The 14,223-nt window shown below is 61.4% G+C and carries 12 protein-coding genes; 5 read left to right on the top strand and 7 right to left on the bottom strand.

All coding sequences use genetic code 11. The annotated features are described in order from the left end of the window. Positions 1–97 precede the first annotated feature (97 nt). Positions 98–1,306 (bottom strand): tyrosine--tRNA ligase, encoded by a 1,209-nt coding sequence (gene tyrS / locus ACFOMF_RS08415; RefSeq protein WP_386363583.1) that lies wholly within the window; start codon positions 1,304–1,306, stop codon positions 98–100. Between the two features lie 163 nt (positions 1,307–1,469). Here tyrS and ACFOMF_RS08410 point away from each other — a divergent pair, with 163 nt between their 5' ends. Together ACFOMF_RS08410 and ACFOMF_RS08405 are read left to right on the top strand one after the other, a co-directional pair. Next, the gene (locus tag ACFOMF_RS08410; protein ID WP_386363580.1) at positions 1,470–2,924 is read left to right on the top strand and encodes a peptidoglycan DD-metalloendopeptidase family protein; all 1,455 of its coding nucleotides are present in this window, start codon (positions 1,470–1,472) and stop codon (positions 2,922–2,924) included. A gap of 2 nt (positions 2,925–2,926) precedes the next feature. Then, positions 2,927–4,024, top strand: a complete 1,098-nt coding sequence (locus ACFOMF_RS08405; RefSeq protein ID WP_386363577.1) for an anhydro-N-acetylmuramic acid kinase — start codon at positions 2,927–2,929, stop codon at positions 4,022–4,024. Between the two features lie 19 nt (positions 4,025–4,043). On the opposite strand, the gene erpA is transcribed toward ACFOMF_RS08405, so the two are convergent. Both erpA and argC read right to left on the bottom strand, forming a co-directional pair. Beyond that, positions 4,044–4,394 (bottom strand): iron-sulfur cluster insertion protein ErpA, encoded by a 351-nt coding sequence (gene erpA, locus ACFOMF_RS08400; RefSeq protein ID WP_386363574.1) that lies wholly within the window; start codon positions 4,392–4,394, stop codon positions 4,044–4,046. Between the two features lie 83 nt (positions 4,395–4,477). Next, complete coding sequence (gene argC / locus ACFOMF_RS08395) at positions 4,478–5,512, bottom strand: N-acetyl-gamma-glutamyl-phosphate reductase (protein ID WP_386363572.1); 1,035 nt, start codon at positions 5,510–5,512, stop codon at positions 4,478–4,480. Between the two features lie 134 nt (positions 5,513–5,646). Here argC and hemJ point away from each other — a divergent pair, with 134 nt between their 5' ends. The 3 genes from hemJ to ACFOMF_RS08380 all read left to right on the top strand — a co-directional run bounded on the left by hemJ (position 5,647) and on the right by ACFOMF_RS08380 (position 7,980). Continuing rightward, on the top strand, positions 5,647–6,075 hold the full coding sequence (hemJ, locus tag ACFOMF_RS08390) for a protoporphyrinogen oxidase HemJ (protein WP_386363569.1): 429 nt from the start codon (positions 5,647–5,649) through the stop codon (positions 6,073–6,075). A 186-nt stretch (positions 6,076–6,261) separates the two neighbouring features. After that, entirely contained in the window at positions 6,262–6,558 is a 297-nt protein-coding gene (locus ACFOMF_RS08385; protein ID WP_386363566.1) for a hypothetical protein, read from the top strand. Between the two features lie 78 nt (positions 6,559–6,636). After that, positions 6,637–7,980, top strand: coding sequence for an MATE family efflux transporter (locus ACFOMF_RS08380; protein ID WP_386363564.1), 1,344 nt, complete (start codon positions 6,637–6,639; stop codon positions 7,978–7,980). A 24-nt stretch (positions 7,981–8,004) separates the two neighbouring features. Here ACFOMF_RS08380 and ACFOMF_RS08375 read toward each other — a convergent pair whose 3' ends face one another. From ACFOMF_RS08375 to ACFOMF_RS08360, 4 genes are read right to left on the bottom strand one after another with little or no spacing between them, the layout of a single operon-like run. After that, positions 8,005–9,228 (bottom strand): hybrid sensor histidine kinase/response regulator, encoded by a 1,224-nt coding sequence (locus ACFOMF_RS08375; RefSeq protein WP_386363562.1) that lies wholly within the window; start codon positions 9,226–9,228, stop codon positions 8,005–8,007. Then, the gene (locus ACFOMF_RS08370) at positions 9,221–9,838 is read right to left on the bottom strand and encodes a chemotaxis protein CheB (RefSeq protein ID WP_386363560.1); all 618 of its coding nucleotides are present in this window, start codon (positions 9,836–9,838) and stop codon (positions 9,221–9,223) included. The genes ACFOMF_RS08375 and ACFOMF_RS08370 overlap by 8 nt, the downstream gene beginning before the upstream one ends. Further along, positions 9,835–10,653, bottom strand: a complete 819-nt coding sequence (locus ACFOMF_RS08365; protein WP_386363557.1) for a CheR family methyltransferase — start codon at positions 10,651–10,653, stop codon at positions 9,835–9,837. Before ACFOMF_RS08365 ends, ACFOMF_RS08370 begins: the two co-directional genes overlap by 4 nt. Then, complete coding sequence (locus ACFOMF_RS08360) at positions 10,654–14,166, bottom strand: response regulator (protein WP_386363554.1); 3,513 nt, start codon at positions 14,164–14,166, stop codon at positions 10,654–10,656. Positions 14,167–14,223 lie beyond the last annotated feature (57 nt).

The following is a 14,223-nucleotide window of genomic DNA, read 5'->3' as shown; positions in this document are numbered from 1 at the left end:
CCCGCCGCACTCCACATCTAACCCCTTGATCTACAAGAGCTTTTCACTGAAGACTGCGCCGGAAGTGGTGCGCATTATAGGGACTCCAGGCAGGCCGTCAAGCCCTTTCTTGCGACCCCAGAGTAATCCGCGCAAACGCCTTCTTGCCGGCCTGACACACGTGGGTGCTGCCCAGCTCGAAGACGAACCCACGATCAACTATCTCGCCGTCCACCCGCACCCCGCCAGAACCCAGCAGGTCTCGTGCCGCCGCAGCATTCCTGACCAAGCCCGCCCGATTCAGCACCGCTGCAATCGGCATCGGCTCTGACGCATCCAGCCGGACCTCCGGCAGATCCTCGGGCAGTTCACCTTCTCGCATCCTGTTGCCAGCAGATCGGTGAGCACTGGCCGCCGCCTCCTCGCCATGGAAACGCGCCACGATTTCCTCGGCAAGCTTGATCTTGATGTCTCTGGGGTTGCTACCAAGCTCGACGTCACGACGAAAACTCTCGATCTCTTCCATGGGCCTGAAGCTGAGCAACTCGAAATAACGCCACATCAAGGCATCCGGAATGGAGACCAGCTTTCCATACATCACGCCCGGAGCCTCCTGGATGCCGATATAGTTGCCCAGGGACTTGGACATCTTCTTGACGCCATCCAACCCCTCGAGCAAGGGCATGGTGACGACACACTGCGACTCCTGGCCATAGGCACGCTGCAACTCCCGCCCCATCAGCAGGTTGAATTTCTGGTCGGTCCCCCCCAGCTCGACATCCGCCCGAAGCGCTACGGAATCGTAGCCCTGCACCAGCGGATACAGAAACTCGTGTATCGCGATCGACTGATTGCCGCTGTAACGCTTGTGGAAGTCGTCTCGCTCGAGCATACGCGCCACAGTGTATTGTGAGGCCAGGCGAATGAACTCAGAAGGCGCAAGCTGCTCCATCCATAGGGAGTTGAACGCGACCTCGGTGCGAGCCGGGTCCAGGATCTTGAATACCTGCGATTTGTAGGTCTCGGCATTCTCCAACACCTGATCACGGGTCAGCGGCGGCCGCGTCGCGCTTTTACCGCTCGGATCCCCGATCATTCCGGTGAAGTCACCAATAAGGAAGATTACCTGGTGCCCCAACTCCTGAAACTGGCGCAACTTGTTGATCAGTACGGTGTGGCCAAGGTGAAGGTCCGGCGCAGTCGGGTCGAACCCCGCCTTGATGCGCAACGGCCGCCCCAGCTTGAGCTTGGCGATCAGCTCAGACTCGACCAGCAGCTCGTCTGCGCCACGCCGAATGAGCGGCAGTTGATCTTCTACGGACGTCATAGGTCACCCTGACAGAGACAAAGTTTCGAACCATACAATATTAACCGGCAAAAACAAGGCGGACCTGGCTCACAAACTCGTACGGCAGCAGCTGCCAGGGTTGCCTCGTCATTGTTTTGCTTCTATTTTACGCAGCTAAATTACCTGACAAGCAATGCAGCCCATGACGCATTCACCGAAAAAGGCTCCCCTGTACCCCAAGAGCCATTTGCTGGCCGCCAGTGGTGTGGCAGCCCTGCTCAGCCTGGCGCTGCTGGTGTTTCCCTCCCGCGAAGTGGAAGCCAAGCGAGCGTCGATCAATCTCGATTTCGAATCATCAGCGCAGAGTTTCGCTCCACTTCGCCACGAGCCAGAGGCGCCGCTGCATTCCGCCCCTGACGTCGATACCGAAACCGGCACTCCCTTCGCCTTGATCGAGCCAGGCGAGCCCACCGACACTCCCGACCCCGCCGATTTCATCGCCATCGAGGGCACCGAGGACGCCGAACCGGGTTCGGACGTCGAGGTCATTGACCGACCACTGGTCCAGCAGGTCACGGTAGCCAGCGGGGACACGCTTTCCACGATCTTTTCCAAGGCCGGCATCCCCTCCGCGACCTTGCATCAGGTTCTGGCCAACCAGGAAGCCAAGCAATTCACCCGCTTGCGCGTCGGCCAGATGCTGGAATTCGAATTCGACGACGCCGGAGACCTGCTTCGCCTGAGTACCCAGCTCAGCGACCTGGTCACCGCCCAGGTCGAGCGAACCGAAGATGGCTTTGTCTATGCCAAGGACGAGATCAAGCCTGAAGTCGCTTCCGCTTATGCCCACGGCATGATCGACAGCAGCCTGTTCCTGGCGGCGAAACGCGCCGGACTTGGTCACAGCCTGACGATGGACCTGGCGAACATCTTCGGTTACGACATCGACTTCGCCCAGGACATCCGCAAAGGCGACGCATTCGAGCTCATCTACGAGACCAAGACGATCGACGGCCGCCAGGTGGGCACCGGCAAGATACTTGCCGCGCGTTTTACCAACCGCGGCAAAACCTATAGCGCGATCCGCTACACCGACAAGCAGGGCAACACCAACTACTACACGGCCGATGGCGACAGTACACGCAAAGCCTTTATCCGCACGCCCGTCGACTTCGCCCGGATCAGCTCTCGTTTCTCGACCGGCCGCAAGCATCCGATTCTCAACAAGATTCGCGCACACAAGGGCGTCGACTATGCCGCGCCACACGGAACGCCGATCAAGGCGACAGGAGATGGCAAGGTAGTACTAGCAGGTCGCAATGGAGGGTACGGAAACACCGTAATCATCCAGCATGGCAAGCGCTACCGTACCCTTTATGCGCACATGCAGGGGTTCGCCAAGGGCGTCCGCAACGGTTCGGCCGTCAAGCAGGGACAGATCATCGGGTATATCGGTACCACCGGCTTGTCCACCGGACCGCATCTGCATTATGAATTTCAGGTTGACGGCCAGCATGTCGACCCCCTGAGCCAGAAGCTACCCACCGCAGATCCCATTCCCAAGAGCGAGATGCAGCGCTTCGCCCAGTTCACCCAGCCTCTCCTTGCGCGCATGGAGTCTGAGCGAGCCACGCAGCTCGCGCTGAACGAAGAATAACGGTGGCGCTTTATATCGGTGTGATGTCCGGTACCAGCCTGGATGGCCTGGACATTGCGCTGATCGAGCAGGGGGATGGCGGCACGCATTTGCGTGAAACCGCCTACCTGCCGATGCCCCCGGCGCTCAAGGAGCAACTTCTGAGCTTATGCCAGCCAGGCGACGACGAACTGGCCCGTAGCGCTCTTGCTGAAATCGCCTGGACCGAACTGGCCCACCAAGGCGTCGCAAGAGTGCTCGACCAGGCGGACTGCAAAGCACAGGACATTCGCGCCATCGGCAGCCATGGACAGACCGTTCGCCACGAGCCGGCACGCCGCTTCACCATCCAGATCGGAAATCCAGCCCTGCTAGCCGAGCTGACCGGCATCACGGTAATCAGCGACTTCAGGCGACGTGACCTGGCCGCTGGAGGACAAGGAGCCCCTCTGGTCCCGGCATTTCATGAAGCGCTGCTCGCTCACCCCTCTCGCTCGCGTGCCATCGTCAATATCGGCGGTTTCAGCAATATCACCCTGCTTCACGCTGGATCGCCAGTCATCGGCTTCGACTGCGGACCAGGTAATGTCCTGCTTGATGCCTGGATCAACCTACATTGGGGTCTTGATTTCGACGACGGAGGGCGCTGGGCAGCCAGCGGAGCGGTTGATGGGAAACTCCTGACAACCCTGCTGAGTGATCCATTCTTCAGCACCCGCGGCCCGAAGAGCACAGGCAGGGAGCTGTTCAATCTCGAGTGGCTGCTGGCGCAAATCCGGCTGAGTGGTAGTGGCATTGCCCCTGCCGATGTCCAGGCAACACTGCTGGAGCTAACTGCGCGTACCATTGCCGATGCGTTGCTCGCCGCCCAGCCCGACATAGCGGAAGCCTTCATCTGCGGTGGCGGTGCGCGCAACCAAACGCTCCTGGCAAGCCTGCAGCGCTTGCTGCCGGGCTGCCGGGTCGCCAGTACTGTCGAGGTGGGCATCGATCCGGATTGGATGGAAGCCATGGCTTTCGCCTGGCTCGCGCACTGCTGCCTGGAGCGCATTCCCGCCAACCGCCCCAGCGTCACGGGCGCTCGCGGACCCCGCATCCTGGGTGCGATCTACCCCAGCTGAAACCAGCCGGGGCAACGGATCAGATCGAGAAGGATTGCCCACAGCCACAAGTCGTGGCGGCGTTGGGGTTTTTGATGACGAAGCGCGAGCCTTCCAACCCTTCCTGATAATCCACCTGAGCCCCCGCCAAATACTGGAAGCTCATGGGGTCGACGACGAGGCTCACCCCATCTCGCTCGACGACGGTGTCGTCATCGGCGGCTTCCTCATCGAAGGTGAATCCATACTGGAAGCCCGAGCAGCCGCCGCCGGTGATGAACACACGCAACTTGAGACGCGGATTCCCCTCTTCCGTCACCAGGCTCTTGACCTTGTTCGCGGCGCTGGGGGAAAACTCGAGGGCACTCGGCGTAAAGGATTCGACAGTCATTTGATGCTCCTGGGCACTGCACCCGCTTGCGTAATAGCGCCGGGATTATACCTGACAATATCAGTCAATTTTACATATCCCGATCAGGGAAGCAGTGCCGCCGCATTGAGTCCCAAGGTCTCATCGAGACCAAACAGGATGTTCATGTTCTGTATCGCTTGCCCGGAGGCACCCTTGACCAGGTTGTCGATCACTGACAGGACAACTGCCAGCTCACCACCCTGGGGACGGTGTACGGCGATACGGCATACATTCGCGCCCCGCACGCTGCGGGTTTCCGGGTGACTTCCGGCGGGCATGACGTCCACGAAAGGTTCGCTGGCGTAGCGCTGCTCAAACACTGCTTGCAGATCCACACTGGTATCTACCAGCGTTGCATAGAGCGTTGCGTGGATACCACGAATCATGGGCGTCAGATGCGGAACGAAGGTCAACCCTACGTCCCGTCCTGCCGCTTGGCGCAGCCCCTGACGAATTTCCGGGAGGTGCCGGTGCCCCTTTACCGAGTAGGCCATCATGCTTTCCCCTGCCTCGGTAAACAGCGAGGCCACCTTGGCAGCACGACCAGCCCCACTGACGCCCGATTTGCAGTCGGCTATCAGCCGATCGGCGTCGACCAGACCTTGCTCGAGCAGAGGCAGCAAGCCAAGCTGAGTCGCGGTCGGGTAGCAGCCGGGCACGGCGATCAGGCGTGCCTGGCGGATCTGTTCGCGATTGACCTCTGGCAAGCCGTACACCGCCTCAGGCAAGAGTTCGGGTGCTCCGTGCGGCTGGCCATACCACTTCGCCCACTCTTCGGCGTCCTTGAGGCGGAAGTCCGCCGACAGGTCGATGACGCGGGTACCTGCAGACAGCAGCTCACCGGCCAGCGCATGGGCCACCCCGTGAGGCGTAGCGAAGAAAACCACATCGCAGGCGCCGAGGGTCGCAACGTCCGGAACGCTGAACGCCAGGCCGTCGTAATGCCCGCGCAAATTGGGGAACATGTCACAGACCCTGACGCCATCCTCAGAGCGGGAAGTAATGACTACCACTTCCGCCTGGGGGTGCTGTGCCAGCAGACGCAGCAGTTCGACGCCCGTGTAGCCTGTTCCGCCTACGATGCCGACCTTGATCATGAGTTGCCTCTTGTTACCCAAACATTCGAATCGGAGATGATACGGCCGCCCTGCGCCCGGGCCAACAACCTTTGGACGTGACGTAGGCTCCGGTGACCTCTACTATCGATCCTCCATTCGAAAGGGAGACACGCATGCTATACCTGTGGCTGAAAGCTTTTCACATCGTCGCGCTGGTCAGCTGGTTTGCCGGCCTGTTCTACCTGCCGAGATTGTTCGTCTACCACGCCTCGAGCACTGACGACGTCAGCCACGAGCGTTTCTGCATCATGGAGCGCAAGCTGTACCGCGGGATCATGCTGCCTGCGATGATTGCTACTCTCGCCTTCGGCATTGCCCTGGTAGCGATGAACCCGGCGCTGTTCGCAACCGGCGGCTGGTTGCATGCCAAGCTGGTGCTGGTGCTGGTGCTGATTGGCTACCATCACGTATGTGGAGCGCAGATGAAGCGTTTCGCCCGTCATGAAAATACCCGCGGCCACGTGTTCTATCGCTGGTTCAACGAGATTCCCGTGCTGGTACTCATCGCTATCGTCATTCTGGTGGTGGTTCGCCCGTTCTGACATCGGCGGGTCGGGCTGCCTGATGCTGCTGGCCCTTCTGCCAATGATGCCCCCTGCTCGGTCTGCTGCTGCCTGATACCGGGCCGTGGACGGCAGCAACGAATCGGCAGGTGCCGGAAACGCCGCAGGAACTCCCTCGCCCCTCCACGACACCAATGCACAAGGATGTCGATCGGATGACCATAGATGGGTGTTGAAGGCTTCTTTGGGCGGCTGGGCGAAGTGCTCGGCTCTGCCATCCGCTTTGTCGTCGACGCCCTCGAGGGCTTTTTCGGCCTTCTCGCACTCGCTGGCCACAACTTCCTCGAAGGCTTGTCTCGAGCGCTTGGCATGGACGACCAGTCGCTGCTCAGCCTGGGCGCGTTGCTGGTTGGGCTGTTGTTGTTGCTGTCGGCCCTGCGTGCCTTCTTCCGCCGCGCATTCATCAGCGGCGCATTCAATCTGCTACTGGGCTTGTGGCTGTTGAGCTGGCTGATCCACTAGCGCGAAGATCACGTCGAAATCCGAGGCCTTCAGGTCGCGCGTCAAGCTTGATACAGTGAGCTCCGTCCTGGAGTACCCATGTCCGAGCTTGTAGAAGCCTGGCGACACGCGCCCACCCACCGGAAGATCCGCGCGCTGGCCGCGCCGATGGTACTTTCCAACCTCACCATCCCGCTGGTCGCCATCACCGACAGCGCCATGGCGGGGCACCTGCCGGAACCTCACCAGCTTGCCGCCGTCGCGGTGGGCAGCTCCGTGTATGGCGTGATGGTGGGCCTGCTCGCCTTCCTGCGCATGGCCACCACCGGCTTCGCCTCCCAGGCTACCGGAAGGCGCGACGGCGATGCGCTGCGCCGGATCTTGCTGCAGTCACTCTGTCTGGGCGTGTTGCTGGCCGCCGCTCTCGCGCTGACCGTTCTGCCCGTGGTTGACGCGGTATTTCGCGGGATGCAGCCTTCCAGCGAGCTTGGCGACCTGGCAAGGGAATACTTCGGGATTCGCCTGCTGGGCTTGCCGGCGGCACTCGTCAGTTACGCCCTGATCGGCTGGTTTCTCGGCGCACAGAACGCACGCGCCCCGCTGCTGATGCTCCTCGTGACCAACCTGGGCAACGTCGCGCTCGATCTGATCTTTGTGCTCGGACTGGAGTGGGGGGTTTCCGGCATCGCTCGGGCATCGTTGCTGGCCGAATGGTTCGGTGCCTTACTCGGCCTGGCGCTGGTACCGGCCATCCTCACTCGGCATCCGGGGCGCTTCACACTGGCGGGACTAGGTCGCTGGCAAAGCTGGCACGTCCTGCTGAAGGTCAATCGAGACATCTTCATTCGCTCATTGATCCTGCAAGGCGTGTTCCTGCTGGTCACACTCCAGGGGGCCCGACTGGGCGAGACCACCGTTGCGGCCAACGCCCTGCTCTTCAATGGACTGCTACTGGCTGCATTTGCCCTGGACGGACTGGCACATGCGGTGGAAGCCTTGAGCGGTCACGCCATCGGCGCCGGCAATCGTCAGGCATTGCGCCGGGCAATAGTGGTCTGCAGCGGCTGGGCCTTGCTGGCCAGTCTTGGTTTCAGCCTGTTCTTCATCCTGTTCGGTCACAACTTCATCGCCCTGCAGACCAACCTCCCCGAGGTGAGAGCGAGCGCCGGAAGTTTTTTGCCCTATCTGGCCTGGCTGCCCCTGATCGCCGTCTGGAGCTATCTGCTCGATGGCCTGTTCATCGCGGCAACGCGGGCCCAGGAGATGCGCAACGCCATGCTTCAGGCCGCAGCGATTGCCTTGCCGCTCGCCTGGCTACTGCAACCTCTGGGCAATCACGGGCTCTGGCTGGCCTTTCTGGCATTCATGCTGCTACGGGGGCTGCTTCTGGCTCACGTGGGCTGGCGACTGCAACGTGACGACGCATGGATCGGCAAGCATTGACCCGATCCGACCAGCGTTGCCGATTCAGCTGGGCATGACCTGCGCATCGCCCCGCCCACCCGTTTCGAGCGGCAGCCATACGCTGAAACGCGTGCCTTTGCCCTCCTCGCTTCGCACCTCGATGCGACCACCATGGGCCCTGACGATCTGGTCGGCGATGTACAGGCCCAACCCCAGCCCGGCCGTGCCTTCGCTGCCTTCGCCACGCTCGAACTGGTAGAAGATGCGCTGCAGATTGGCGGGGCTGATGCCCATCCCCTGATCCTCGACGTCGATCAGGACCCCGCCCTCTGCCGGGCCTGCACGAAGGTGTACCGGCTTACCCGCACCGTAGCGCATGGCGTTGGTCAGCAGATTGGCCAGCACCTGCTCGATACGAAACTCGTCCCAGATCCCTTCCAGGGACTCTGGAGACTCGATGGTCAACTCGCAACCATGCAGTTTCATCTGCGGCGCGAAATTCCGCGCAACACCGGGAACCAGCCGTGCCAGATCGACAGGCGCCACCTGGATCGACAACTTGCCGGTGCGGATACGGGACACGTCGAGCATGTCGTCGACCAACCGGATCAGACTGCGTATCTGTCGCTCGTCCCTTTCGACCATGGTATTGAGTCCGTCGACGTCGAAGGCGCCGAGGTTGTTGCGGGCCAACTGCAACTTGCGCAACTGGATCTCCAGGATGAGTGTGTTGAGCGGCGTTTTTACCTCATGTGAGACGATGGACATGAAATCGTCGCGTAATCGCACGGCCTGCTCCAGCTCGACCTGGGTGCTGCGCAGCTCGGCCAGCAGCACCTCTTGCTCTCGGCGGCCGCGCTCCAGCGCCTCGAGCTGCAGGGCGAGACGCTTGCGGCTGCGATACAAGTCGACGAAGACCGCCACCTTGCTGCGTACCGCAAAGGGATCCAGGGGCTTTTGCAGAAAGTCCACAGCGCCAGTCTCGTAGCCCTTGAATGCGTAGTTCATCTCGCGCCCGGCAGCACTGACAAAGACGATGGGAATCTGCTTGGTGCGCTCGGTACTGCGCATCAGTTCGGCCAGTTGGAACCCGTTCATACCCGGCATCTGGACGTCGAGGATAGCCAGCGCGAATTCATGACGAAGCAGCAGTTCCAGCGCCTGCTCGGCCGACTCAGCCTTGTACAAGTTGAGATCAGGCGCTTCCAGCAGGGCACCGAGCGCCAGCAGGTTCTCCGGAAGATCATCGACGATCAGCAGGTTGGCTTCGTGGACCTGATCAGACATGCGAGGTCTCCAGCTTACAGAGCAATCGATGAATCTCCTTTACCGGAAGCACATAGTCCGGGGTGAAGCGCGCCAGAGCCGCGCGCGGCATGGTATCGACCAGGGCCTCGAGGGGATCCTGCACGATGGAGAGCCCGCCGGCCAGGTGAATCGCATGCAGCCCGGTGGCCCCGTCGTCGCTGGCACCCGAAAGCAGGACGCCCGCTACGTGAGGTCCCCAGACTTGGGCAGCCGACTCGAAGAGCACGTCGATCGACGGTCTCGAAAATCTTACAGGCTCATCCTGGCTCAGCGACAGGCTGAAATCCGCTTCAACCAGCAGGTGATAGTCGGGGGCGGCGAAGTAAAGGGTGCCCGGCGACAGCGCGTCCTTGTCGTCCACTTCCTTGACCCGCAGCGCCGTCTTGAGCGCGAACACCTCGGCCAGACGCGATGGGGCGTCGGCGGGGATGTGCTGAACCACCAGGAGCGGTAACCGGAAGTCTGCTGGCAAGCCCTCGAGGATCTCGGCAAGTGCCTGCAGGCCGCCAGCAGAAGCGCCCAACACCAGGGCTTCGATCCGCCTTTGCCCTGTGCGGACCTTGCTGTCGATAAAAGACGAGTCGCTCATAGCTTTCTGAAGATCCTTTCGTCTCGAGCAACAGGCTCGAATCTGGAAGCGTAAGCGGAAAACTCCACCGTCTCCTTGATGCCCAGCCCAAGAAAACCTCGATGGCAGAGCGAATCATGAAACAGACCGAACGCCCTGTTCTGCAGCGGTTTGTTGAAATAGATCAGTACATTGCGGCAGGAGATCAGATGCATCTCGGAAAACACGCTGTCGGTGGCCAGGCTGTGGTCGGCGAAGGTCACCCGCTCCGCCAGCCGCTTGTCGAGGATCACCGAGTCGTAGGCCGCCGTGTAGTACTCGGAAAAACTCCGCTGGCCGCCGGCGAGCTGATAATTGCGCGTGAACTTGCGCACGTTGGCGACGGGGAAGATTCCCCGCTGGGCCTGTTCAAGAGATCTGGGGTTGATGTCGGTGGCGTAGAGCAACGTCCGATCGAGCAGCCTCTCTTCTTCCAGCAGGATCGCCAGCGAATAGACTTCCTCGCCGGTACTGCAGCCGGCGATCCAGACCTTCAACGACGGATAGGTGCGCAGTAATGGAAACACCTGCTCGCGCAGGGCGGCGAAATACCGCGGGTCGCGAAACATTTCGCTGACCGGGATCGTGAGGTATTGCAGCAGTTCCATGAACAGCTGGGCGTCGTAGAGAATCCGATGCTGCAACTGCGAAGCGCTTTCGCACTTCATCTGCTGCAGGGCAAGTGTGACCCGGCGTCTCAGTGAGGCCAGCGAGTAGTCTCGAAAGTCGTAACCGTATCTCAGGTAGATCGCCTCGATCAGTAGCTTGAGCTCGATCTCGGCGCTGCGTTCGGACATCTAGAGCAGTTCCACTTTGGGCAGCCAGACCCGGATCAGGGAGAACAGCCGATCCAGCTCGATCGGCTTGGCCAGGTAGTCATTGGCGCCCGCCCGCAGGCAGCGCTCCTGGTCGTTCTTCATTGCCTTGGCAGTGACAGCGATGATGGGCAGCTTGGCCAGTCGTGGCTCCTTGCGAATCTCTTCCATGGCGGCAAAGCCATCCATTTCGGGCATCATGATGTCCATGAGCACGAGGTCGATGTCTGGATTGTTGCGGGCTTTTTCCACCGCCTCGATACCGTTACGAGCGATATCCACCATGGCGCCCTTCTGCTCCAGCGCACTGGTCAGCGCGAACACGTTGCGCACGTCATCATCCACCACGAGGATGGTCCGCCCCTCGAACGCCTTCTCTCGGCTGCGAGCGCTCTTGAGCATCTGCTGGCGCTCCGGCGGCATGTCCGATTCGACCTTGTGCAGGAACAGGGTTACCTCGTCCAGCAGCCGCTCCGGCGAGCGGGCGCCCTTGATGATGATTGAACGCGAGTACTTCATCAGCGCCGCCTCTTCATCCCGGGTCAGGTTGCGCCCGGTGTAGACGATGACCGGCGGGAACGAGCAGATGTCTTCCTGAGCCATGCGTTCGAGCAGCTCGTAGCCGTCCATGTCCGGCAATTTCAGATCGATGACCATGCAGTCGAACACCGTCGCACGCAGTTGATCGAGCGCCTGCTCGGCGCGCTCCACCGCAGTGATCTGGACATCGACGTCCTCGATCAGCCGCGACAGGCTTTCCCGCTGACGAGCGTCATCCTCCACCAGCAGGATGCGTTTGACCTTTTGCGCCAGCTTGCTTTCGAGCCGCTGGAAAACCTCCTTGAGCTCATCGCGAGTGGTCGGCTTGGTGGCATAGCCCACCGCTCCCATGTGCAGAGCCGCCTCCTTGCGGTCTTCCACCGAGACGACGTGAACCGGGATATGTCGTGTCTCCGGGGTTTCCTTGAGCCGCTCGAGGACGGTCAGCCCGGAATGATCGGGCAGGCGCATGTCCAGCAGGATCGCGTCTGGCCGGTATTGCAGCGCAGTGTCGAAACCCTCGTCCGCGTTGTGCTCCACCAGGCAGCTGTAGCGCAGCTCATGCGCCAGGTCGCGAAGTATTCCAGCGAACTGCGGCTCATCCTCGATTACCAACACGCAACGGTCCTTGAACGGGTAGGCTTCGCGGTCGTCCGCGATTCGCTGCGTTCTCGGGTTGCGCGACGCTACAGGCGCCGGGGCCACTGGCTCCGCTATCACCGGGGCGGCTACAGCCGCTGGCAAGGGAGCGACATCGGTCGTGCCCGCCAGCAGCGCCGGCTCCCCGGGCTCTGGCGGCTGATACTGCAGCGGCACCACCAGCGTGAAGGTGCTGCCCTTGCCGGCTTCGCTGCGCACTTCCAGCCGCCCTCCGAGCAGATGCGCCAGCTCGCGTGAAATCGACAGGCCCAGCCCGGTGCCGCCGTAGCGCCGGTTCGTGGTGCCGTCGGCCTGTCGGAATGCTTCGAAGATGACGTCCTGCTGCTCCTGGGCGATACCGATGCCGGTGTCCTGCACCGCGAAGGCCAGCATCGCGCGCTCGTCCAGCGAGGCAGTCAACCTGACGCGGCCGCTCTCGGTGAACTTGAAGGCATTCGACAGCAGGTTCTTGAGTATCTGCTCGATGCGCTGCCGATCACTGAACAGGCTCTCCGGCACGTCGGTGCCCATCTCGACCTGGTACTCCACCGCCTTGTTCATCGCCTGTGGCTGGAACAGCTCTTTCAGTCCATCGAGCAGGCGCGCTACCCGCATCGGCTCGGGACGAATATCGAGCTTGCCGGCCTCGACCTTGGACAGATCGAGAATGTCATTGATCAGCAGCAGCAGGTCGTTGCCGGCCGAATAGATGGAGCGTGCATACTGCACCTGATCAGTGCTGAGGTTGCCGTGTGGATTGTCGGCCAGCAGCTTGGCCAGGATCAGCGTGCTATTGAGCGGGGTGCGCAGCTCGTGTGACATGTTTGCGAGAAACTCGGACTTGTAACGGCTGGCCCGCTGCAGTTCCCGAGTATGCTGCTCGAGAAGGAGCTGGGCCTGCTGCAGGTGCCCGTTCTGCGCGGTCATCTCGTCGCGCTGCCGCGACAGCGCCTGAGTCTGTTCGGACAGCTGCTCGTTGGTCTGCTCCAGCTCCGCCTGCTGCTCCTCCAGATGCACCTGGGTCTCGCGCAGGGCAGTGGACTGGACTTCCAGTTCCTCATTGGCCGCGCGCAACTCCTCTTGCTGAACCTGCAACTCTTCATTGAGCTGCTGGGTTTCCGCCAAGGCCTTCTGCAGTCGCTGGCGGTAGCGTGCCGCTTCGATGGCCGAGCCTATCGGCGCGGCGATGACCTTCATCAGCTCGGCCTCACGGACGCCAAGCGGGTGCAGGAAACCAAGTTCGATCACCGCATTGAGCTGTCCGCTGTCCACCACCGGCACCAGCATCACCGATTGCGCCGGCGTCTCGCCCAGTGCGGAATTGACCTTGAGGTAGTTGTTCGGCAGTTGATCCAGCTGGAGGATGCGCCGCTCGCGTGCCGCCTGCCCCACCAGGCCCTCGTTCAGCGCGATGGTCCGGCCGCGGTTGAGGTGCTCTGGCGAATAGCCGTACTCGGCGACCCGCCGTAGCCGCGCATCCTCGAGTACGTAAACCGCGCCAACCGCGACATCGAGATAATGTGCGAGAAAGCCGAGTATCCCCTGCCCCAGGACGGGCAACGATAGCTCGCCAATGATCGCCTCGCCGAGTTCGGTCTGACCCTTGCGGTACCAGGCCTGGCGCTGCAGATCCTCGGCATGGGCTTGCTGTTGCTCGAGCGCTTCGCTGTAGCTGGCCGACAGGCCAAGCAGATCGCGGCGACCGCTGTACACCAGCCCAGCACTGACCAACACACTGAACAGCAGAAAGCCGGCGATCAGCCAAGTGGTAATCGACTCGGCCTGTCCGGTGCGGGCCCTGCGGGTTTCACGCTCCTCGGCGATGAAGTCCGAAAAAAGGCTGCGCATCTGTTCCTGGATCATTCGCCCGCGGCCTGCACGGGTGTACTCGACGATGGACAGTCCCTCCCGCTTGCGGTCAATGACGTCTTCGGTCAGCGCCATCCAGCGAGTGTGCAGATCCTGAATCTGTTCGATGCGGCGAAGCTGCGCGGGCTCCTCACTGACGAACTGGCGTAGCGCCTCGAAATTTCGTCGGACCTGGGCCAGGTTGCGCTCGTAGGGCTCCAGGTAGATCACTTGCTGGGAGATGAGATATCCACGCATGCCGGTTTCCTGCTCCACGAGCAGGCGTGCGGTCTCCTGCGCCAGAGCAACCTCGCGCACCGACCGTTCGACCCACCGCTCGGTCTGCAGCAGGAAATAGACGATCGAAATAAAGAACAGCACGCTGAGAAAACCAAAGGCCAGCGGCAGGCCGACGTTACGGTTGAGGATCCGATTGAAATTCTGTTGCCCGATGAATGAGTTATCCATGGAAGTCCCGCTCCGCCCGGCTCGCCTGTGCTGTGGCGGTCAGAGACCGCCACGAAG

The organism is Stutzerimonas tarimensis (assembly GCF_042648805.1).
Classification (GTDB): Bacteria; Pseudomonadota; Gammaproteobacteria; order Pseudomonadales; family Pseudomonadaceae; genus Azomonas; species Azomonas tarimensis.
This window is presented reverse-complemented; position numbering and strand designations above follow the sequence as displayed.